A 19,954-nucleotide genomic window follows, 5' to 3' on the forward strand; every position below is an offset into this window, starting at 1 on the left:
ACCCGGACGTCCCGCGACGGGCGGACCGGCCTCCTCGGACAGGGAATTGACGCACCGTCGGTTCAGCGGCCCGCGAACCCCTTTCACCAGCGAAAAGACGCTTCGCGCAACCATCGAAAGGCCTCGCGCAACGAACCTCCGCCCCACCGCGATGAACGCAACGATCCTGCGGAGACGCGCAAGGTTGCTGCATTACGCCCGCGAAGCCCGGGCTCATAGGGTCAAGCGCTGTACACAGGCGTGGCGGGGACCCCGCTCGGTGGGTCCCCCCTGTCAGGGATGCCGCCGGTCCCCGCCCTTTTCGACCGGCAGCGATGAAGGAGCCACCCGCGTGCTCGACCACGGCGCACCCCCGCAGTCCCGAACCGCCTCCTCCCCACCGTCCCCGGGGTTCGGCGCGCGCCTGATGCGCCGCAAGCCGGTGGAACGTCTGCTCGCCGAGGGCGGTCAGGGCGAGGGAGGCTCCCTGCGCCGCTCCCTCGGACTGTGGCAGCTCACGATGATCAGCATCGGTGCCACGCTCGGCACCGGCATCTTCGTCGTCCTCGGCGAGGCCGTGCCCAAGGCCGGTCCCGCGGTCACCCTGTCCTTCGTGATCGCCGGTCTCACCGCGCTCTTCTCCGCCCTCTCCTACGCCGAGCTGGCGGGCACCATCCCGGTCGCCGGGTCGTCGTACTCGTACGCGTACGCAACCATGGGCGAACTGATCGCCTGGATATGCGGCTGGTGTCTCGTCCTGGAGTACGGCGTCTCCGTCGCGGCCGTCGCGGTCGGCTGGGGCGAGTACCTGAACGAACTGCTCGACGGCACCATCGGCGTCACCATCCCGGACGCGCTGTCCGCGCCGCCCGGCGCCGGAGGCATCTTCAACCTGCCGGCCCTCATCGTCGTCCTGCTCGCCATGGCGTTCCTGCTCGGCGGAGCCAAGGAGTCGGCGCGCGCCAACACCGTCATGGTGACCGTGAAGATCGCCGCGCTGGTGATGTTCTGCGCGATCGGCATCCAGGGCTTCCGTTCGGGCAACTACGAGCACTTCATGCCGCTCGGCATGGCGGGCGTCAGCGCCGCCGGTGCCACGCTGTTCTTCTCCTACATCGGCTTCGACGCCGCCTCCACGGCGGGCGAGGAGGCCAAGGACGCCCAGCGCGACCTGCCGCGCGCGATCATGCTCTCGCTGGTCATCGTGACCGCCCTGTACGTCCTCGTCGCGGCCGTCGCCGTCGGCGCGAAGCCCTGGCGGCGCTTCAACGACTCCGAGGCCGCGCTCGCCGAGATCATGAAGGACGTCACCGGACAGACCTTCTGGGGCACGCTGCTGGCCGCCTGCGCCGTCATCGCCATCGCGAGCGTCGTGCTCACCGTGCTGTACGGCCAGACCCGCATCCTGTTCGCCATGTCCCGGGACGGTCTCGTCCCCAAGGTCTTCGGCCGCGTCCACCCGAAGACCGGCACGCCCCGTGCCAACACGGTGATCGTCTCGCTGTTCTGCGGTGTCCTCGCCGCCGCGATCCCGCTCGGCCAGCTCGCCGACGCCACCAGCATCGGCACCCTCTTCGCCTTCGCGCTGGTCAACATCGCCGTCGTGGTGCTGCGCCGGACGCGCCCGGGCATGCGCCGCACTTTCCGCGTCCCGCTCGCGCCGGTGCTGCCCGCGATCGGCTTCCTGCTGTGCCTGTGGATGATGGCCAGTCTCTCCGCCGTCACCTGGGTGGTCTTCGGTGTCTGGATGGCCGTCGGGCTCGTGTTCTACTTCAGTTACGGCTATCGCCGGTCCCGGATGGCGACCGCGGAACCCGTCGCCGAGCAAGCCTAGAACCCCCGCAGGAACCCTCGCAGAAAAGTGAACCACCCGCAGTGCTGAACGATCTCGACGAACGCATCGTGCACGCCCTCGCCGAGGACGCCCGCCGCTCCTACGCCGACATCGGGCAACAGGTCGGCCTGTCCGCGCCCGCGGTGAAACGGCGGGTCGACCGGCTGCGGGCCACCGGTGCCATCACCGGGTTCACCGTCCGGGTGGACCCGGCGGCGCTCGGCTGGGAGACCGAGGGGTTCGTCGAGATCTACTGCCGCCGCAACACCTCGCCGGAGACGATCCAGCGCGGTCTCGAGCGGTACCAGGAAGTCGTGGCCGCCTCCACCGTCACCGGGGAGGCGGACGCGGTCGTGCAGGTCTTCGCCTCGGACATGCGTCACTTCGAGCGGGTGCTGGAGCGGATCGCGGGGGAGTCGTTCGTGGAACGGACGAAGTCCGTCCTGGTCCTGTCGCCGCTCCTGCGGAGGTTCTCCTCGGGGTCGCCCACTTAGGCGATGTCCGGATTGCCGGTGGCTCGTCGCCGGGGGCATGGACACGGTCGATCGAGAGTCGTCGGCGTCAGGTGGTGGCTGCCCCGTGGCGCAGGACCCCGCCACGCGGCAGCAGCTATCCCATACCGCGTTCCTCGGGCAACTCGTCAGCCGGCATTGCGGAGTCGGCGAGTCCGGAGACCGTCCAGCCGACGACACCCAGGCTGAACGGCGCCTGCTTGAAGGCTTCGGCCGCGATGCCGGCGAGCAAGTCGTCGATGACCGCGGATCGGAAGTGCGGCCGGCCGTCCCAGTACCTGGTGGTACCTGGTGCCCGTCTTGGCTCTACTCGGCCGTCTTTCTCGCCAGGGCGTTGTTGTCCATCGAGTTGTGGACGCTGAAGCTCACGGCGTCGGAACGGTAGCGGTCGTCGGACCACTCGACCGGGCGGCCCTCGCGGGTGGTGGTGACGCGGCGGACACGCAGCAGGGGGCTGGTGCGGCGGACGCCGAGGAGGTCGGCGTCCTGCGCGCCCGCGGCGACGGCGTCGATCACGTGCTCGCCGTACGCGAAGACCAGGCCGGTGTCCTCGAAGAGGCGCTGCGTGACGGACGGGCACCCGGGCTCGATGGCCGCCACGGCGGGCGAGATCCAGTCCGCGTACACCGTGCGCTCCAGCAGGACCGGCTCGCCGTCCAGGCCGCGGATCCGCAGTACGTGCAACACCGGTGTCTTTTCGGGCAGTTGCAGCCGGACGGTGTCCGCCGCCGTCGCCGGCAGGTACTCCTGCGACACCACCTGCCCGGTCGCCACGCGGCCCATCGCACGCGCCCACTGGGCGAAACTGCGCAGCTCGGCGAAGCTCTGGCTGCGGCGGCTGGCCAGGACCACGCGGCGGGCACCCTGGCGGGAACCGATCAGCCCCTCGGCGGTCAGGGCCGCGACGGCCTGGCGGACCGTGCCGCGCGAGACGCCGTAGTGGGCCGCGAGGTCGGTCTCCGCGGGCAACAGGCTGCCCACGGTGTACTCCTCGCGGTCGATCGCCCGCCGCAGCTCCTCGGCGATCTCCTCGTGTCGCGCCGGCATGCTTCCCCTCTGGCTGGACCACTGTGCACAGCGTGATCAGCCTAATCGACCGCGCGGTGCGATCCGTATCCGCCGGGATTGTGCAGGGAATGAGGGGTCACGGTTTGGCCAAAGTTTACGGACAGGACACCAACGCCGGGCCTACTTGGGCCAACTTGTTCAGACAAGTTCTCCGTCCCACCACACCCTCGTGCGTCATCCTGGAGAGACCGTGACCGTGTTCCTGCCGAGGACCGCCCTCCTCACCGGCGGCCTCGCCGTCGCCGCAGCCCTCACCCTGAGCGCCTGCGGCGCCGCCCCCGACGACAAGGCGACCAGCGCCGACGGCAAGAGCGCGGCCACCGCGACCTCCGCCGCGGACCTCGGCGGCCTCGACGCCCTGGTCAAGGCCGCCAAGAAGGAGGGCACGCTGCACGCGATCGCCCTGCCCCGCGACTGGGCCAACTACGGCGCCCTGATCGACGGCTTCACCAAGAAGTACGGCATCAAGATCGACGTCGAGAGCCCGGACGGCTCCAGCCAGGACGAGATCACCGCCGTCACCTCGCGCAAGGGCCAGGACCGCGCCCCGGACGTCCTCGACCTCGGCAGCTCCTTCGCCCTCAGCGCGGCCCAGCAGGGGCTGCTCGCCCCGTACAAGGTGGGCGCCTTCGGTGACATCCCCGAGGGGCAGAAGGACGCCACCGGCCGCTGGTTCAACGACTACGGCGGCTACATCTCCATCGGCTGCGACGCCAAGAAGGTCAAGGAGTGCCCGACGACCTTCAAGGACCTGCTCAAGCCGCAGTACAAGGGCCAGGTCGCCCTCAACGGCAACCCCACCAAGTCCGGTTCGGCGTTCGGCGGCGTGTACGCGGCCGCGCTCGCGAGCGGCGGCTCCTTCGACGACATCCAGCCCGGCCTCGACTTCTTCGCCAAGCTGAAGAAGAACGGCAACTACACGCCCGTCGAGTCGACCCCGGCCACCGTCGAGAAGGGCGAGACGCCCATCAGCATCGACTGGGACTACCTGAACGCCGGCTACGCCGACGAGTTCAAGTCCAAGGGCGTCGACTGGAAGGTCGCCATCCCCTCCGACGGCCAGTACGCCCAGTACTACTCCCAGGCCGTCAACAAGGACGCACCGCACCCCGCGGCCGCCCGCCTGTGGCAGGAGTACCTCTACAGCGCCGAGGGCCAGAACCTCTGGCTCAAGGGCTACGCCCGCCCGGTTCTGATGCCCGCGATGGACAAGGCCGGCACGCTCGACAAGACGGCCGCCGCGAAGCTCCCCGCGGTCACCGGTACGCCGAGTTTCCCGACCGAGGACCAGCAGAGCAAGGCCAAGACCGTGCTCGGTCAGGGCTGGGGCAAGGCCGTATCCGGATGACCACCGCTCTCACCGAGGCCCCGGCCGACGTGGCGCCCGCCGCTGCCCACCGGCAGCGGCGGCACCGCCGCGCCCCGGGCTGGCTCGCCGTCGCACCCCTGCTCGTCTTCGTGGCGATCGCCTTCGGCATCCCCGCCCTCGCCATGCTCAACGGCGCCTTCACCGTCAAGGACCCGACGACCGGCGCCAGTTCGTACACCACGGACAACCTGACCAGCTCGTTCCAGGGTGCCTACCTGACCGCCCTGATCGGCAGCGTCAAGCTGTCGGCGGTCTCCGCGGGCATCGCGACGGTCCTCGGACTGCCGCTCGCCCAGGCCGTGGTGACCTCGCGCTTCCGCGCGCTGCGCGAGGCCGTGCTCACCGCCTCCGGCGTCCTCGCCAACTTCGGCGGCGTCCCCCTGGCCTTCGCGTTCGTCGCCACCCTCGGCAACTCCGGTGTCCTGACCCGGCATTTCGGCCTGACCGACAAGGGCTGGAGCCTCTACAGCTTCTGGGGCCTGGTCATCGTCTACCTGTACTTCCTGATCCCGCTCATGGTCCTCACCATCACGCCCGCCCTCGACGGACTGCGCTCGCAGTGGCGCGAGGCGGCGCAGAACAACGGCGCGACCTCCGTCCAGTACTGGCGGCACGTGGCCCTGCCCGTGCTCGCGCCCTCGCTGCTCGGCGGCCTGGTGCTCCTGTTCGGCAGCGCCTTCGCCGCGTACGCCACCGCCGCCGCCATGGTCGGCAGCGCCGTCCCGCTGGTCACCCTCCAGATCGCCGACGCCATCTCCGGCAACGTACTGGTCGGCCAGGAGAACGTGGCGCTCGCCCTCAGCCTCGACATGGTCCTCATCGCGGGCCTGGTCATGGCCGTGTACCTGCCCCTGCAACGACGGAGCGCGCGATGGCTCGCCTGAACCTGTGGCGCTGGGTGGTCCTCGCCCTCGCCGCGCTGTACTTCCTGGTGCCCATGGCCGCGTCCGTCATCTTCACGGTCGACGTGCCCGGGCAGGGCGTCACCTTCGACGCCTACACCCAGATCGTCTCCGCCGACGGGTTCGTCTCCAGCCTGCTGCTCTCGCTGGAACTCGCCGTCGCCACCATCGTCGTGGTGCTGCTGCTGATGGTTCCGGCCACCGTCGCGCTGCGGCTCGGCGCGCCCCGGCTGCGGCCGGTCGTCGAGGTGGTGTGCTCGCTGCCCCTGGTCGTCCCGCCGATCGCCTTCGTCGCCGGCATGGCGACCGTCCTCAAGTGGGGACCCGAACACCTCTCGCGCACCCCGCTGTTCCAGACCTTCGTGGCCATCCAGAATCCGGACTTCCCCGTCGTGCTCGTCCTCGCGTACGTCGTGATGGCACTGCCGTTCGTCTACCGGGCCCTGGACGCCGGACTGCGCGCCGTCGACGTACGCACCCTCGTCGAGGCCGCCCGCAGCTGTGGCGCGAACTGGCCGCAGGCACTCGTCCGGGCGGTGCTCCCCAACCTGCGCGGCGCTCTGCTCAACTCCTCCTTCCTCACCCTCGCCCTGGTGCTCGGCGAGTTCACGGTCGCCCGGCTCCTCGGCTACCAGCCGTTCGCCGTGTGGATCTACAACGTCGGCGGCTCGCAGGCCCAGATGTCCGTCGCCGTCTCCGTGCTCAGCCTGTTCGTCACCTGGGCCCTGCTCCTCGCGCTCGCCGGCTTCGGCGGCCGCTCCCGTACCGCTTCCGCCTCCCGGGGATGACCATGACCCTCGCCACGCTCGAAAAGGCCGCCACCGTCGAATTCCGCGGACTGCGGCGCGAGTTCGGCCCGACCGTCGCCCTCGACGGTCTGGACCTCACCGTCCGGCCCGGTGAACTCCTCGCCCTGCTGGGCCCCTCGGGCTGCGGCAAGACCACCGCGCTGCGCATGCTCGCCGGCTTCGAACACCCCGACTCCGGCGAGGTGCTGGTCGACGGCGAGGACGTCACCCGGGTCCCGGCGCACCGCCGCGACGCCGGGATGGTGTTCCAGTCGTACAGCCTCTTCCCGCACCTCAGCGCCGTCGACAACGTCGCCTTCGGGTTGCGGATGCGCAAGGTGCGCACGGCCGAACGGCGTTCACGGGCCGCCGAGTTGCTCGACCTGGTGGGCCTCGCGGACAAGGGGGAGCAGTACCCGCACCAGCTCTCCGGCGGTCAGCAGCAGCGCGTCGCGCTGGCCCGCGCGCTCGCCCTGCGGCCCCGCGTCCTGCTGCTCGACGAGCCGCTCTCGGCACTGGACGCCAAGGTGCGCCTCTCGCTGCGCGAGGAGATCCGCCGCCTCCAGCAGGAACTCGGCATCACCACCCTGTTCGTGACGCACGACCAGGAAGAGGCGTTGTCCATGGCGGACCGGGTCGCGGTGATGCGGTCCGGGAAGCTCGAACAGTGCGCGGCGCCCGCCGAGTTGTACGGGCGTCCCGCCACCGCCTTCGTCGCCGAGTTCGTGGGCACGATGAGCCGGATACCCGGGACGCTCGACGGCGAGTCCGTCGAGGTCCTCGGCAGGCGCCTGCCGGTGGACGGGGAGGCGCCCGCCGTACGGGAGGTGGATGTGCTGGTCCGGCCCGAGGCCGTGCGGGTGAGCGCCGACGAGTCGGGTGGCGCGCGCCTCGTGGCCACGGCGTTCCTCGGCGCGGCCACCCGGGTCACCGTGCGCCTCGCCGACGGCACCGAGGTCAAGGCCGACCTGCCCACGCACGAGGCCGCGGCCCTCGCACCGGGCGCGCCCGTCGCGGTCACGCTGCCGGAGCGCCCCGTCCTCGTCGCCGCTCGCACGAGCTGAGCAGGGGCCGCCGTCCACGACCCGGTGCCGCCGGCACCGGCACCCGGCAGGGTGCCCCGCCCCGAGACCCCGCCGGGTCCCGCGTCCGCCGACCCTCCGGCGGACCGGCCCCGGCCTCCGTGGCCGGGCGAGGGCCGCGGCGCGGCAGCGGCCCTCGCCCGGGCCGTGTCGCGCCGCGGGCGCCCTTCCGGCCGGGCGGCCTCCTGACCGGACGGTCCTCCGACCGGGACGGCCTGCTGACCGTGCGGCCTTCCGGCCGGGCGGTCCGGGGTGCCCGCCCCGCCCGCGACCGCCCCCACACTTCCCCCACCGACGAAAGAGATCACCGTGAGCCACCGCACCACCGACCGACTCCCGCTCCAGGCCGTCCTGTTCGACATGGACGGCACGCTCGTGGACACCGAGCGACTGTGGTGGGAGGCGGTGGAACAGGTGGCCGACGGGCTCGGACACGCGCTCACGGGGGCCGACCAGCCCGAGGTGCTCGGACGGCCCGTCGAGCACACCGCCTCCTGGCTGGCGGGCGTCACCGCGTCCCCGGCGGAGGCGATCGCCGCCGAACTGCACCGCGAGTTCTCGGACCGGGTCCGCACCGGCATCGTGCCCCGCCCCGGGGCGACCGAGCTGCTCGACGCGCTCGCCCGCGAGGGCGTCCCCACCGCCCTCGTCACCGCCTCCCCGCGCGCGGTCGCCGACACCGTGCTGGCGGCGCTGGGCGCCGAGCGCTTCGCCGTCTCCGTCACCGCCGACGACACCGAGCGCACCAAGCCGGCCCCTGACCCCTACCTCGCCGCCTGCCGCGCCCTCGGCGTCGAACCCGCCGCCTGCGTCGCCGTCGAGGACACCCAGACCGGCGTCACCTCCGCCGAGTCCGCGGGCTGTGCCGTCCTCGCGGTGCCCTCGCTCGCGCCGATCGGCCCCGCCGCCGGACGCACCGTGCTCGGCAGCCTGGAGGAGGTGTCCCCGGCGCTGCTGCGCGCCATGGTCGCCCCGGACGAGCTGCGGGTGCTGAGCTGGAACCTCTGGTGCGGCGGCACCAAGGTCGACGACCACCGCGAGAAGCAGCTCAAGGTCATCGCCGAGACGGGCGCGGACGTCGTCGGCCTCCAGGAGACCTACGGGGACGCGGCGCGGGAACTCGCAGAAGCCCTCGGCTGGCACCACCACCGGGCGGGCGACAACCTCGGCGTCATCAGCCGCCACCCGATCACCGCCCAACTGGGCGACCCGGACGTCGGCTTCTACGGCGGCACCGGCGTCCGCGTCGAGCTGGCCGGCGGCCGGCGGGTGGACGTCTGGAGCGCCCACCTCGACTACACGCCGTACGGCCCCTACGAGGCCCGCTTCGACGGGCTCCCGGCCGCCGACCTGGTCGCGCACGAGAGCGGGCGGCTCGCCCGGATGCGGGAGATCCTGCGGATGATCGCCGACTCCGCCGAGGCGGCCACGCCGGTCGTCCTCGTCGGGGACTTCAACGCGCCCTCGCACCTGGACTGGCCGGACGTCGCATGGCCGGTGACGAAGGCGGCCGAGGAGGCGGGCCTGCGCGACTCCTACCGCGAGATCCACCCCGACCCGGTGCGGGACCCGGGACACACCTGGTCGCCGGTCCATGCCGACCACGAGGACGGCAGCGGGCGCCCCGAACCCCAGGACCGCATCGACTTCGTCCTGCACCGCGGGCTGACCGCCCTCGAATCCCGCACCGTCGTCAGCGGCACCCCGCGCTCCTGGCCCGACGTGGCGGGTAACGACTGGCCCTCCGACCACGCGGCGGTCCTCACCGTCTTCGGAGTGCCCCGCGGGGAGTGACGGGAGGGGGCGCGGGCGGCCGCGTCCGAGCGGCCCGCGCGGCGCCCGGCCGGTGGGGGAGCGCCCCGCGGGACCCGGCGCCGCCCGGCGGGACACGCGTCGCGCCGAGCGGGCCGCCCGTCACCGTTCCGCTACGCGGAAACCCGCCTGTGACCTGCGTCTCCCCGTGTTCTCCGGCGGAATCAGGGCCCGGGGGTGGACGCGCAACGAATCGCCGCCGGGGGCCCGGCGCACGCAACGATTCGTTCGGTGACGCGCAACGGGTCCTTCTTGTCCGGCCGAGGCCGCCGACCGTACCGTCTAACAGGCCCCCCAAACCCTCCGTACCGGTGGAGAACACGCATGCGCACAGCCCTGCTCCAGAGCTCCGGCCGCCCGGGCTCGATCGCCGAGAACCTCAAGGTGCTCGACGACGCCGCGGGCCGCGCCGCCGCGGCGGGCGCAGGTCTCCTCGTGACCGCCGAGATGTTCCTCACCGGCTACGCCATCGGCGACGACATCGGCCGCCTCGCGGAGCCCGCCGACGGCGACTCGGCCGACGCGGTCGCCGAGATCGCCGGCCGGCACGGCGTGGCCGTCGCCTACGGCTACCCCGAGCGGGGGCACGGCGAGGACGCCCCCGCCGACGGCGACACGGCGAACGTGTACAACTCCGTCCAGCTGATCTCCGCCGACGGCAACCGGCTCGCGAACTACCGCAAGACCCACCTCTTCGGCTGCTTCGAGCGCGACCACTTCACACCCGGCGACCGGCACGTCGTGCAGGCGGAGCTGAACGGCCTCCGGGTCGGCCTCATGATCTGCTACGACGTCGAGTTCCCGGAGAACGTCCGCGCGCACGCCCTCGCCGGCACCGACCTGCTGCTCGTCCCGACCGCGCAGATGCACCCCTTCCAGTTCGTCGCCGAGTCCGTCGTCCCGGTGCGCGCCTTCGAGAACCAGATGTACGTCGCGTACGTCAACCGCACCGGCCCTGAGGGGGAGTTCGAGTTCGTCGGGCTCTCCACGCTGGCCGGCCCCGACGGAGTCGCCCGGGCCCGCGCGGGCCGCGGTGAGGAACTGGTCCTGGCCGACGCCGACCCCGTCCTCCTCGCGGCCTCACGCGAGACGAACCCGTACCTGCAGGACCGCCGCCCCGGTCTCTACGGGTCCCTCGTCTGACCCGGTCCGCCCGGAACCCCCCGATCCGGCCCGGCCGAACCAGCCTTCCCCCACCAGTTTTCGCGCAAGGAGTCCGTACCCCATGACGTCCACCGTGCCCAACGCCGTCCAGCACGCCGACGTGCAGCAGCCGCCGATCACCATGTTCGGCCCGGACTTCCCCTACGCGTACGACGACTTCCTCGAGCACCCCGCTGGCCTCGGACAGATACCCGCGACCGAGCACGGCACCGAGGTCGCCGTCATCGGTGGCGGACTCTCCGGCATCGTGGCCGCGTACGAGCTGATGAAGATGGGCCTCAAGCCCGTCGTCTACGAGGCCGACCAGATCGGCGGACGGCTGCGCACCGTCGGCTTCGAGGGCTGCGACCCGTCGCTGACCGCCGAGATGGGTGCGATGCGCTTCCCGCCGTCCTCCACGGCGCTCCAGCACTACATCGACCTGGTCGGCCTCACCACCCGCCCCTTCCCCAACCCGCTCGCGGAGTCAACACCCTCGACGGTCGTCGACCTCAAGGGCGAGTCCCACTACGCGACCTCCGTGGACGACCTGCCGCAGGTCTACCGCGACGTGATGAACGCCTGGAACGCCTGCCTGGAGGACGGCGCCGACTTCTCCGACATGAACCAGGCCATGCGGGAGCGCGACGTGCCGCGCATCCGTGAGATCTGGGCGAAGCTCGTCGAGAAGCTCGACAACCAGACCTTCTACGGCTTCCTCTGCGACTCGGAGTCCTTCAAGTCCTTCCGGCACCGGGAGATCTTCGGCCAGGTCGGCTTCGGCACCGGCGGCTGGGACACCGACTTCCCGAACTCCATCCTGGAGATCCTGCGCGTCGTCTACACCGAGGCCGACGACCACCACCGCGGCATCGTCGGCGGCTCCCAGCAGCTCCCGCTGCGGCTGTGGGAGCGCGAGCCGCGGAAGATCGTCCACTGGGGTTACGGCACCTCGCTGTCGTCGCTGCACGACGGCGCCCCGCGCCCGGCCGTCACCCGGCTGAACCGGACGTCCGGCAACCGGATCACCGTGACCGACGCCAACGGCGACATCCGCACCTTCAAGGCGGCGATCTTCACCGCGCAGTCCTGGCTGCTGCTGTCGAAGATCGCCTGCGACGACGCGCTCTTCCCGATCGACCACTGGACGGCGATGGAGCGCACCCACTACATGGAGTCGAGCAAGCTCTTCGTCCCCGTCGACCGGCCGTTCTGGCTGGACAAGGACGAGACGACGGGCCGGGACGTCATGTCGATGACGCTCACCGACCGTATGACGCGCGGGACCTACCTGCTGGACGAGGGCCCGGACAAGCCCGCCGTCATCTGCCTCTCGTACACGTGGTGCGACGACAGCCTGAAGTGGCTGCCGCTGTCCGCGAGTGAGCGGATGGAGGTCATGCTGAAGTCGCTCGGAGAGATCTATCCGAAGGTCGACATCCGCAAGCACATCATCGGCAACCCGGTGACCGTGTCCTGGGAGAACGAGCCCTACTTCATGGGCGCGTTCAAGGCCAACCTGCCGGGCCACTACCGCTACCAGCGCCGCCTGTTCACGCACTTCATGCAGGACGGCCTGCCCGAGGACAAGCGGGGCATCTTCCTCGCCGGCGACGACATCTCCTGGACGGCCGGTTGGGCCGAGGGCGCCGTCCAGACCGCGCTGAACGCGGTCTGGGGCGTCATGCACCAGCTCGGCGGCACGACCGACCCGACCAACCCCGGACCCGGCGACGTCTACGACGAGATCGCGCCGGTCGAACTCCCCGAGGACTAGCCGGTCGAACTCCCCGAGAACCAGAGGGAGCAGCGGACCAGGGGCCCGTGGGTGGGCGGCTCAGACGCCGGCTGCCCGCGCCGCCTCGTACATCGCGGAGGCCACGTCCTTGAGCTCCTCGGCGTCCCGGAGCGTGCTCTGCAGGTCGAGGAAGATCTCGTCCATGCCGATCGCGGCGTGGGCGACGAGGTCCTCCACGATCTGGTCGACTCCGCCGTGGAAGGGCTTCCGGTCCTCGCCCTCGTACCCCTTCGCCGTGTAGCGCACGTTCGTCCGCAGGACCGTCCGGAGCGGCTCGGTGCGGCCGCGCTCGGCGGCCAGGTCCTGCAACGCGCGCCATTGCGACGCCAGTTGGTCCACGCCCATGCCGATCGGCATCCATCCGTCGGCGTGGTCGACGAGCCGGCGCCGCGCCCTGCCGGTGTTGGCGGCCAGCAGGACGGGGATCGGCCGGGCGGGCTTGGGGCCGACCACGGCCGACGCGATCCGGGTGAGGTCGCCCTCGTGGACCACCGGGTCGGGGCCCCAGACCGCGCGGCACACCTCGAGCACCTCGTCGAGGACCCGGCCGCGCTCCTCGAAGGGCCGCGGGGACGCCGCCGCGTACTCGTCGTGCGACCAGCCCGTGCCCAGTCCCGCGACGACCCGGCCGCCGCTCGCCGCGTCGAGCGTGGCGAGGGACTTGGCGAGCTGGAAGGGGAGGTGCAGCGGGGCGACCAGGACGCTGGTGCCGAGCCGGGCGCGCTCGGTGACCGCGGCCGCGAGCGCCAGGGTCACCAGCGGGTCGGCGACCCCGCGGTAGGTGTCCGGCCAGGGCAGCCCCTCGATGCCGTACAGGCCCTGGGTGGCGGGTTCCGGGAACAGGGCACGCTCGAAGACCCACAGACTGTCGTAGCCGATCGTCTCGGCGGTGCGCGCCACGTCGGGCACGTCCCGTCCGATGTCGTACTGCCTCATCTGGGGGAGGGCCAGACCGAGTCGCGTCGCCATGCCTGTTCGCTCCTTCGTGTCGGGGGGTGCCGACCGGTCAACGTACAGCGGGGGCCCGTGAGTTTCGGGGCGGACCGCTTGGCGTGGCGGGATCAGTCCGGCAGGGGAGTGAGCAGCATCCGGCCGGCCAGGCCGACCACGGCGTCGAGGCGCTCGGCGAACTCCTCGGCCAGATCCGGCAGTCCGCGCAGCGCCCACAGGGCGCGGGCCGCGGACCAGGTCGCCTCGCGGGCCCGCTCCAGACTCCAGGAGCCGAGCAGATGGGTGAGCGGATCGGCGATCTGGAGCAGGTCGGGGCCCGGCATCAGGTCCTCGCGGATGTGCTCCTCCAGCGAGACGAGGAGGTCGCCCACCCGGTCGAACTCGTCCTCCAGATCGGCCGGTTCGCAGCCGAGCGTACGGCAGGTGTCCACGAGGGCGAGCGCGAGGTCGTGCCCGATGTGCGCGTTGATGCCCGCCACCGCGAACTGCAGCGGACGTACTCCCGGATGGCGGCGGAACTGGAGCAACGGGCGCCAGCAGGCGGGCGCCCGGCCCTCCTCGGCCACCGCCAGATAGCGCTCCGCGAACCGCACGTCCAAGGCGGTCGCGGCCCGGCGGTCCGGGAAGAACCCGGAGTCCAGGCGCCGGTCGAACTCCTCGGTGACGGTGAGGTAGACGCGGTTGAAGACCGCGACACCGTCCCGCTCCGGCAGCGTCGCGTCCAGGAACCGCATCCGCGCGACGACCGCGTCTACGGGAGTGGTGAGGTGTGCCGACTGGGCCATGGGGGCAGCGTCCCAGTCCTAGGGTGGCCGCGGTGCCACCGGGCCGGAGGCTTCCCCAGAACGGGGGAACGCGTCCGGGGGCGCAGTGGGGGGAACAGGACGTGCCAGGCTTACGTGCCCAGCGGCTGTCCGAGCGCCGGGCGGAGCGCAGGCGGTCCGCCGGACGGGGGTTCATGGTCGCCGCGGCCTCGGCCGTGGTGGCGATCGCGACGGTGACGGGGATGGTGTCCGCGCTGGGCGACGGCCGCGCCTCCGACGAGGCGAGGCAGTCGCCGACCGGGGCGCCGAGCTTCCGTCCGCTGCCCGGCGTGCCGACGTCGTCCCCGGGCCGGCCGACTCCGTCCCCGTCGGCGACGGTCTCCGCGAGGAAGCCGGCCGCCCGTCCCTCGGTGGGGGCGGGCAGGACCAGGACGGCGGCCGCACCTGCGCGTCTCTACAGCCATCCCGACTCGCAGGTCCGCGAATGGGTCGACGCCCATCCGGGCGACGCGCGGCGCGCGGTGATCGAGTCCAGGATCGCGGACCGGCCGGCCGCGGTGTGGTTCGCGGACTTCACGCCGTCCACCGTCACCGCGCGGGTCAGGGCGGTGACGTCGGCGGCCGTCGCGGAGGGCCGGGTCCCCGTCGTCGTGCCGTACGCCGTGCCGCAGCGCGACTGCGGCGGCGCCTCGGAGGGCGGGGCGCCCGACCTCGCCGCGTACGACGCCTGGATCGACGACTTCGCGGCGGGGCTCGGCTCCGGCGAGGTCGTCGTCGTCCTGGAGCCCGACTCGATCGCCCAGACCGACTGCCTCAGCGCGGACCAGCGGGCCGGCCGTTTCGCCTCGCTCGCCCGCGCGGGCCGGGTCCTGAAGGCGGCGGACCCTCGGGCCCGGGTCTACTACGACGCCGGTCACTCCGACTGGAACCCCGCCGCCCGGCAGGCCGAACTGCTCGGGCGGGCGGGCGCCGCCTCGGCCACCTCCTCCGACGGCGTCTTCACCAACGTGTCCAACTTCAACCGGACGAGCGACGAGATCGCCTACGCCCGCAGCGTGCTGTCCGCGCTCGGCGGGCCGCCCGGGCTCGGCGCCGTCATCGACACCAGCCGCAACGGCAACGGCGCCCCGGCCGGCGGCGCGTGGTGCGATCCGTCGGGCCGCAGGATCGGACAGGCGCCGACCCTCGCCACCGGGGTGGCCGGGATCGACGCCTATCTGTGGGTGAAGCTGCCCGGCGAGTCGGACGGCTGCAAGGGCTCACCGGGGACCTTCTCGCCGGCGTACGCCTATGAGCTGGCGCGCTGATCGCCCGGCTCGTCGTACGAGGACGTCCCCGAGTCGAGCAGCGGCTCCTGCCCCTTGAGGTGGGCCGGGGCCATCGCCCGCAGCGCGTGGTAGCCGGTGATGACGACGATGGTGCCGAGGGCGATGCCGTTCAGCGAGAAGTTGTCGGTGAACTTCAGGCTCACCCCGCCGATCCCGATGATGATGCCCGCCGCGGCCGGCACCAGGTTCAGCGGATTGCGCAGGTCCACCCGGGCGTTGAGCCAGATCTGGGCGCCCAGCAGGCCGATCATGCCGTACAGGATGACGGTGATGCCGCCGAGGACACCGCCCGGGATCGCCGCGACCACCGCGCCGAACTTGGGGCAGAGGCCGAAGAGCAGCGCGAAACCGGCGGCGGCCCAGTAGGCGGCCGTGGAGTAGACGCGGGTCGCGGCCATCACGCCGATGTTCTCGGAGTACGTGGTGTTGGGCGGGCCGCCGACCGCGGTGGAGAGCATCGAGGCGACGCCGTCCGCGGAGATCGCGGTGCCGAGCCTGTCGTCCAGCGGGTCGCCGGTCATCTCGCCGACGGCCTTGACGTGCCCGGCGTTCTCCGCGACGAGCGCGATGACGACGGGGAGGGCCACGAGGATCGCCGACCACTGGAACGACGGCCCGTGGAACGTCGGGAGCCCGATCCAGTCGGCGTTCCCGACAGCGGAGAGGTCGAGGCGCCAGTGGTCGGTGACCTTGCCGCTCGCGTCCACCGAGTGGATGCGGCCGAAGATCCGGTCGAAGACCCAGGAGATCACGTAGCCGAAGACGAGGCCGAGGAAGATCGCGACGCGTGACCAGAAGCCGCGCAGGCACACGACGGCCGCGCCGGTGAGCAGCATGGTGAGCAGGGCCGTCCACTGGTCCTGCGGCCAGTAGGTGGAGGCGGTCACCGGTGCCAGGTTGAAGCCGATCAGCATGACGACCGCGCCGGTCACGATCGGCGGCATCGCGGCGTGGATGATCCGCGCTCCGAAGCGCTGCACCGCGAGCCCCACGAGGAACAGCGCGACCCCGACCACGAAGACCGCGCCGGTCACCGTCGCGCTGGTGCCCCCCTGCGCGCGGATCACGGCGGCGACTCCCACGAAGGAGAGCGAGCAGCCCAGGTAGCTGGGCACCCGGCCGCGGGTGGCGAGCAGGAAGATGACCGTCGCCACGCCGGACATCATGATCGCGAGGTTCGGGTCGAGTCCCATCAGGACGGGTGCCACGAACGACGCTCCGAACATGGCCACCACGTGCTGGGCGCCGAGCCCCAACGTCCGGGGCCAGGAGAGGCGTTCATCGGGGCGGACGACCGCTCCGGGGGCGGGGGTCCGCCCGTCGCCGTGCAGTTTCCAGCGCACGCCGAGGTCCATGGTGAGGGTTCGCTTTCTCTGTACGTGAATCTGTCCGGACCATTGTCAGGGTCAACCAGCGGCCCTACGCTCACACGGTCCTACTCATGAACGTCGTTCATATGTCTGATCGGAGTGTTCTGTGAGTGCACGTTCCCGACTGGGCCTGCTCGCGGCTGCCGCCGTCGCGCTCGCGTCCGTCGTCGTCCCCACGGCGTCCGCCGCCCCCTCGGTGCCCGCCCACGCCGTGCCCGCCGTACCGAGAACCGCCGTCCTCGACGGTCACCGGCTCCAGCGGACCCGGATCCGCCTCGACCACGGCGACCGGCAACTCGGCCGTTCGCTGCGGGACTTGACCGCACGCGCCGACACCTGGCTGGGCCAGGGGCCCTGGACGGTCGTCGACAAGCCGAAGCCCGCGCCCGGCGGCGACGTCCACGACTACCTGAGCCAGGCCCCGTACTGGTGGCCCTCGCAGCCCGCCACCACCGACAACCCCTGGGGCTGCCCCTACGTCCAGCGCGACGGGCAGCGCAACCCCGAGGTCGACACCGGCACCGACCGGCAGGACGTCGAGAAGGTCTTCGACTCCACGTACGACCTCGCCCTCGCCTGGTACTACACGGGACGACGGCAGTACGCCGAGAAGGCGTCCCAGGTCCTGCGCACCTGGTTCCTCGACCCGGCGACCCGGATGAACCCGAACCTGGACCACGGCCAGTTCATCCCCTGCAGGTACGACGGCCGCGCGATCGGCATCATCGACTTCTCGCAGTCCTACACCGGCGTCCTCGACGCGATCGCCCTGCTCGACACCGGCGCCCCCGGCTGGTCCCGGCGCGACCGCGCGGCGATGCTCGACTGGAACATCGCCTTCCGCGACTGGCTGGCGGACGGCGCCTTCGGCAAGGAGGAGGGCGCCGCCCAGAACAACCACGGCACCTTCTACGACATGCAGCTCGCCGCCCTCGCGTACGCCACGGGCGACACGGACCTCGCGCGGCGGACCGTGCTCGCCGCGCGCACCCTGCGGATCGCCCCGCAGATCGCCGCCGACGGCAGCCAGCCCCAGGAACTCGCCCGCACCCGCAGCTGGCACTACTCGACCTTCGACCTCGTGGCCTACACCCGGCTCGCGGCGATCGGCCGGCACGTCGGCGTGGACCTCTGGTCGTACCGGGGGCCGGAAGGGCAGAGCCTGTTCAAGGCCGTGGACTACCTGCTGCCCGCCGCGACCGGCACCGAGCCGTGGCCGCATCCCGAGCTGGAGTTCCACCGGTTCGCGGCGAGCGACGTCGTGCACGCGGCGGCCGACGCCGGGGACCGGGCGGCCCGGGCGGCCGTCCCGCTGCTCGAGGCCCCGCCCGGCGGCGACCTGTGGGCCCTGCGCCCGGCCGCCGAGCAGCTCGACTCGATCGCGGGCTGATCCCGCCGGGACGGCACTCCTGAGCGTTTGCTTAGGATAAGGGCATGTTTTCAGCCGGAGGATGTCGTACGGACCTGACCAGGACAGGGCCGCACGACACCCCCTCGGGCCGCCCCGTCCGCGCCGCACGCAGCACATCCAGGAGAGTCCCGCCCGTGACCGCCGAAGCCCCCGCCGCACCCGTTCTCACCCATGGCCGGCTGCTGCCCGTCACCGTGCACTTCGACGATCTCGACGCGCTCGGCCTGCTGCACAACGCCCGCTATCCGGTCATGGTCGAGCGCGCCTGGACCGCGCTCTGGAGCGAGCGCGGCTTCGGCTTCGACGGTGACTGGGAGGCGGCGGGCGACGCCTGCAACGCGGTCAAGGAACTGCGGATCACCTACGAGGTCCCGGTCGGCCGCCCCGGCGGGTACGCCGTCCACCTGTGGCTGGAACGCCTCGGTACCACCGGACTCACGTACGGCTTCCGCTTCTGCTCCGCCGACGGCGCGGTGACCTACGCCCACGGCACCCGCGTCCTCGTCCGGCTGGACGCGACGACGCTGCGCCCCACGCCGTGGAGCGAGTCGTTCAGGAGCGCGGGCCGGGAACTGCTGCGCTCGGCGGACTGACCTTCGGGCGGTCGCGGTCGCCCGTGCGCAGCACCCCGGCGAGCACGGTGAGCCCGCACACCAGCACGGTGACCAGCGTGAACGACACGACCAGGCTCGTCGCCTGCGCCACCGAGCCGATCAGGCTCGGCGCGACGAGCCCCGAGGTGTAGGTGATGGTGGCGACGCCCGCGATGGCCTGACTCGGGTTGGGGCCGCTGTGTCCGGCCGCCGCGAAGCAGAGCGGGACGACGACCGCGATGCCGAGACCGAGCAGCGCGAAGCCGCCCATCGCCGGCGCCGGACTGTCCGCGACGACGATCAGTACGCCGCCCAGTGCGGCGAGGACACCGCCCGCCCGCACCGTGCGCACGGCGCCGAAGCGGTTCACCACGGTGTCGCCGACCAGCCGGGCCACCGCCATGGTCAGCATGAAGCCGGTCGTCGTCGCGGCCGCCAGTCCGGCCGAACTGTCCATCCGGTCGCGCAGATAGACCGCCGACCAGTCCAGGCTCGCGCCCTCCGCGAACACCGCGCAGAAGCCGACCGCGCCGATCAGCAGCGCCGACCGCGGCGGCAGGGCGAACCGCGGGGGCGGCTCCTCGTCCTCGGTGGGCTTCAGGTCGAGCACCCAGCGACAGGCGACCAGCCCGAGGACCGTGAGGGTCGCCGCGGCCAGCGCGTGGTGCACCCGCGCGTCCGAGCCCAGGTGGGCGGCGAGCGTGCCGGCCGCCGAGCCGATCAGGGCACCGGCGCTCCACATGCCGTGCAGCCCCGACATGATCGACTTGTCGAGCCGCTGTTCGACCTCGACCCCCAGCGCGTTCATGGCGACGTCGGCCATGCCCGCCGTCGCCCCGTACACGAACATCGCGACACACAGGGTGAGCAGGCTCGGCGCGACGGACGGGAGGATCAGCGCCAGCGTCCACAGGGCCAGCAGACCGCGCAGCGCCGTACGGCTGCCGAAGCGGTGGGTGATCCGTCCGGCCAGCGGCATCGAGCAGGAGGCGCCGAGTGCCGTGAAGGCGAGGGCGAACCCCAACTGCCCCGCACTGACCGAGGCATGGTCCTGGATCCACGGCACGCGGGTCGCGAACGATCCGGTGACGGCTCCGTGTACGGCGAACACGGCCGCGACGGCGTACCGCGCGCGCTTCACCGTGCGCCGGTCGTACAGCACTTCACTCATGCTCGGGCCCCTCCCCGGGTCACACTTCCCCGCTCTGCCGCCGTAAACTATCAGGAACCCTGCCTGATAGATAGATGAC

The 19,954-nt window shown here is 72.0% G+C and carries 18 protein-coding genes; 12 read left to right on the top strand and 6 right to left on the bottom strand.

The window, feature by feature from the left end:
* The first annotated feature begins 331 nt into the window (after positions 1-331).
* On the top strand, positions 332-1,813 hold the full coding sequence (locus ACIRQH_RS20750) for an amino acid permease (protein ID WP_404226774.1): 1,482 nt from the start codon (positions 332-334) through the stop codon (positions 1,811-1,813).
* Between the two features lie 41 nt (positions 1,814-1,854).
* Positions 1,855-2,307 (top strand): Lrp/AsnC family transcriptional regulator, encoded by a 453-nt coding sequence (locus ACIRQH_RS20755; protein WP_081223320.1) that lies wholly within the window; start codon positions 1,855-1,857, stop codon positions 2,305-2,307.
* Between the two features lie 115 nt (positions 2,308-2,422).
* Here ACIRQH_RS20755 and ACIRQH_RS20760 read toward each other — a convergent pair whose 3' ends face one another.
* Both ACIRQH_RS20760 and ACIRQH_RS20765 read right to left on the bottom strand, forming a co-directional pair.
* A complete protein-coding gene (locus tag ACIRQH_RS20760) occupies positions 2,423-2,557 on the bottom strand; it encodes a hypothetical protein (protein WP_404226775.1) in 135 nt (44 codons plus the stop codon).
* A 74-nt stretch (positions 2,558-2,631) separates the two neighbouring features.
* Entirely contained in the window at positions 2,632-3,372 is a 741-nt protein-coding gene (locus ACIRQH_RS20765; protein WP_388930428.1) for a GntR family transcriptional regulator, read from the bottom strand.
* Positions 3,373-3,583: 211 nt separating this feature from the next.
* Here ACIRQH_RS20765 and ACIRQH_RS20770 point away from each other — a divergent pair, with 211 nt between their 5' ends.
* The 7 genes from ACIRQH_RS20770 (at position 3,584) to ACIRQH_RS20800 (ending at position 12,266) form a co-directional block, all read left to right on the top strand.
* Positions 3,584-4,741 (top strand): ABC transporter substrate-binding protein, encoded by a 1,158-nt coding sequence (locus ACIRQH_RS20770; protein ID WP_388876372.1) that lies wholly within the window; start codon positions 3,584-3,586, stop codon positions 4,739-4,741.
* The gene (locus tag ACIRQH_RS20775; RefSeq protein WP_388876369.1) at positions 4,738-5,646 is read left to right on the top strand and encodes an ABC transporter permease; all 909 of its coding nucleotides are present in this window, start codon (positions 4,738-4,740) and stop codon (positions 5,644-5,646) included. The genes ACIRQH_RS20770 and ACIRQH_RS20775 overlap by 4 nt, the downstream gene beginning before the upstream one ends.
* Positions 5,634-6,452, top strand: coding sequence for an ABC transporter permease subunit (locus tag ACIRQH_RS20780; RefSeq protein WP_358819989.1), 819 nt, complete (start codon positions 5,634-5,636; stop codon positions 6,450-6,452). Before ACIRQH_RS20775 ends, ACIRQH_RS20780 begins: the two co-directional genes overlap by 13 nt.
* Positions 6,449-7,516 (top strand): ABC transporter ATP-binding protein, encoded by a 1,068-nt coding sequence (locus ACIRQH_RS20785; protein ID WP_404226776.1) that lies wholly within the window; start codon positions 6,449-6,451, stop codon positions 7,514-7,516. Before ACIRQH_RS20780 ends, ACIRQH_RS20785 begins: the two co-directional genes overlap by 4 nt.
* 327 nt (positions 7,517-7,843) lie before the next feature.
* On the top strand, positions 7,844-9,328 hold the full coding sequence (locus tag ACIRQH_RS20790; RefSeq protein WP_388876362.1) for an HAD-IA family hydrolase: 1,485 nt from the start codon (positions 7,844-7,846) through the stop codon (positions 9,326-9,328).
* 342 nt (positions 9,329-9,670) lie between these two features.
* A complete protein-coding gene (locus ACIRQH_RS20795) occupies positions 9,671-10,489 on the top strand; it encodes a carbon-nitrogen hydrolase family protein (protein ID WP_388876359.1) in 819 nt (272 codons plus the stop codon).
* Between the two features lie 82 nt (positions 10,490-10,571).
* Entirely contained in the window at positions 10,572-12,266 is a 1,695-nt protein-coding gene (locus ACIRQH_RS20800; protein WP_388876356.1) for a flavin monoamine oxidase family protein, read from the top strand.
* A gap of 60 nt (positions 12,267-12,326) precedes the next feature.
* Here the strand turns inward: ACIRQH_RS20800 and ACIRQH_RS20805 are convergent, their stop codons facing one another.
* The gene (locus ACIRQH_RS20805; protein ID WP_388876353.1) at positions 12,327-13,256 is read right to left on the bottom strand and encodes an LLM class F420-dependent oxidoreductase; all 930 of its coding nucleotides are present in this window, start codon (positions 13,254-13,256) and stop codon (positions 12,327-12,329) included.
* A gap of 92 nt (positions 13,257-13,348) precedes the next feature.
* Positions 13,349-14,023 carry a DUF5995 family protein gene (locus ACIRQH_RS20810; protein ID WP_358819994.1) on the bottom strand — a complete coding sequence of 225 codons (675 nt, stop codon included), beginning with the start codon at positions 14,021-14,023 and terminating at the stop codon, positions 13,349-13,351.
* A gap of 173 nt (positions 14,024-14,196) precedes the next feature.
* Between ACIRQH_RS20810 and ACIRQH_RS20815 the strand changes: the two genes are divergently transcribed.
* Positions 14,197-15,309: a glycoside hydrolase family 6 protein gene (locus ACIRQH_RS20815; protein WP_388930495.1), complete on the top strand. Its 1,113-nt coding sequence runs from the start codon at positions 14,197-14,199 to the stop codon at positions 15,307-15,309.
* On the opposite strand, the gene ACIRQH_RS20820 is transcribed toward ACIRQH_RS20815, so the two are convergent.
* Positions 15,291-16,685 (bottom strand): solute carrier family 23 protein, encoded by a 1,395-nt coding sequence (locus tag ACIRQH_RS20820; protein WP_358819995.1) that lies wholly within the window; start codon positions 16,683-16,685, stop codon positions 15,291-15,293. The genes ACIRQH_RS20815 and ACIRQH_RS20820 overlap by 19 nt on opposite strands.
* Before the next feature lie 121 nt (positions 16,686-16,806).
* Here ACIRQH_RS20820 and ACIRQH_RS20825 point away from each other — a divergent pair, with 121 nt between their 5' ends.
* Both ACIRQH_RS20825 and ACIRQH_RS20830 read left to right on the top strand, forming a co-directional pair.
* On the top strand, positions 16,807-18,090 hold the full coding sequence (locus ACIRQH_RS20825) for an alginate lyase family protein (protein ID WP_388930434.1): 1,284 nt from the start codon (positions 16,807-16,809) through the stop codon (positions 18,088-18,090).
* A gap of 155 nt (positions 18,091-18,245) precedes the next feature.
* Positions 18,246-18,704: a thioesterase family protein gene (locus tag ACIRQH_RS20830; protein WP_358819997.1), complete on the top strand. Its 459-nt coding sequence runs from the start codon at positions 18,246-18,248 to the stop codon at positions 18,702-18,704.
* Here the strand turns inward: ACIRQH_RS20830 and ACIRQH_RS20835 are convergent.
* Positions 18,664-19,875, bottom strand: a complete 1,212-nt coding sequence (locus ACIRQH_RS20835) for an MFS transporter (RefSeq protein ID WP_358819998.1) — start codon at positions 19,873-19,875, stop codon at positions 18,664-18,666. The two genes, ACIRQH_RS20830 and ACIRQH_RS20835, sit on opposite strands and share 41 nt — an antisense overlap.
* Positions 19,876-19,954: the final 79 nt, after the last annotated feature.

The sequence above is a fragment of the Streptomyces sp. NPDC102279 genome (assembly GCF_044766365.1).
In the GTDB taxonomy this organism is placed as follows: domain Bacteria; phylum Actinomycetota; class Actinomycetes; order Streptomycetales; family Streptomycetaceae; genus Streptomyces.

Coding starts and splice junctions, on each gene's coding strand:
- ACIRQH_RS20765 (WP_388930428.1), bottom strand. CDS start 3,372: ATGCCGGCGCGACACGAGGAGATCGCCGAGGAGCTGCGGCGGGCGATC.
- ACIRQH_RS20775 (WP_388876369.1), top strand. CDS start 4,738: ATGACCACCGCTCTCACCGAGGCCCCGGCCGACGTGGCGCCCGCCGCT.
- ACIRQH_RS20780 (WP_358819989.1), top strand. CDS start 5,634: ATGGCTCGCCTGAACCTGTGGCGCTGGGTGGTCCTCGCCCTCGCCGCG.
- ACIRQH_RS20785 (WP_404226776.1), top strand. CDS start 6,449: ATGACCATGACCCTCGCCACGCTCGAAAAGGCCGCCACCGTCGAATTC.
- ACIRQH_RS20795 (WP_388876359.1), top strand. CDS start 9,671: ATGCGCACAGCCCTGCTCCAGAGCTCCGGCCGCCCGGGCTCGATCGCC.
- ACIRQH_RS20800 (WP_388876356.1), top strand. CDS start 10,572: ATGACGTCCACCGTGCCCAACGCCGTCCAGCACGCCGACGTGCAGCAG.
- ACIRQH_RS20805 (WP_388876353.1), bottom strand. CDS start 13,256: ATGGCGACGCGACTCGGTCTGGCCCTCCCCCAGATGAGGCAGTACGAC.
- ACIRQH_RS20810 (WP_358819994.1), bottom strand. CDS start 14,023: ATGGCCCAGTCGGCACACCTCACCACTCCCGTAGACGCGGTCGTCGCG.
- ACIRQH_RS20815 (WP_388930495.1), top strand. CDS start 14,197: ATGGTCGCCGCGGCCTCGGCCGTGGTGGCGATCGCGACGGTGACGGGG.
- ACIRQH_RS20820 (WP_358819995.1), bottom strand. CDS start 16,685: ATGGACCTCGGCGTGCGCTGGAAACTGCACGGCGACGGGCGGACCCCC.
- ACIRQH_RS20835 (WP_358819998.1), bottom strand. CDS start 19,875: ATGAGTGAAGTGCTGTACGACCGGCGCACGGTGAAGCGCGCGCGGTAC.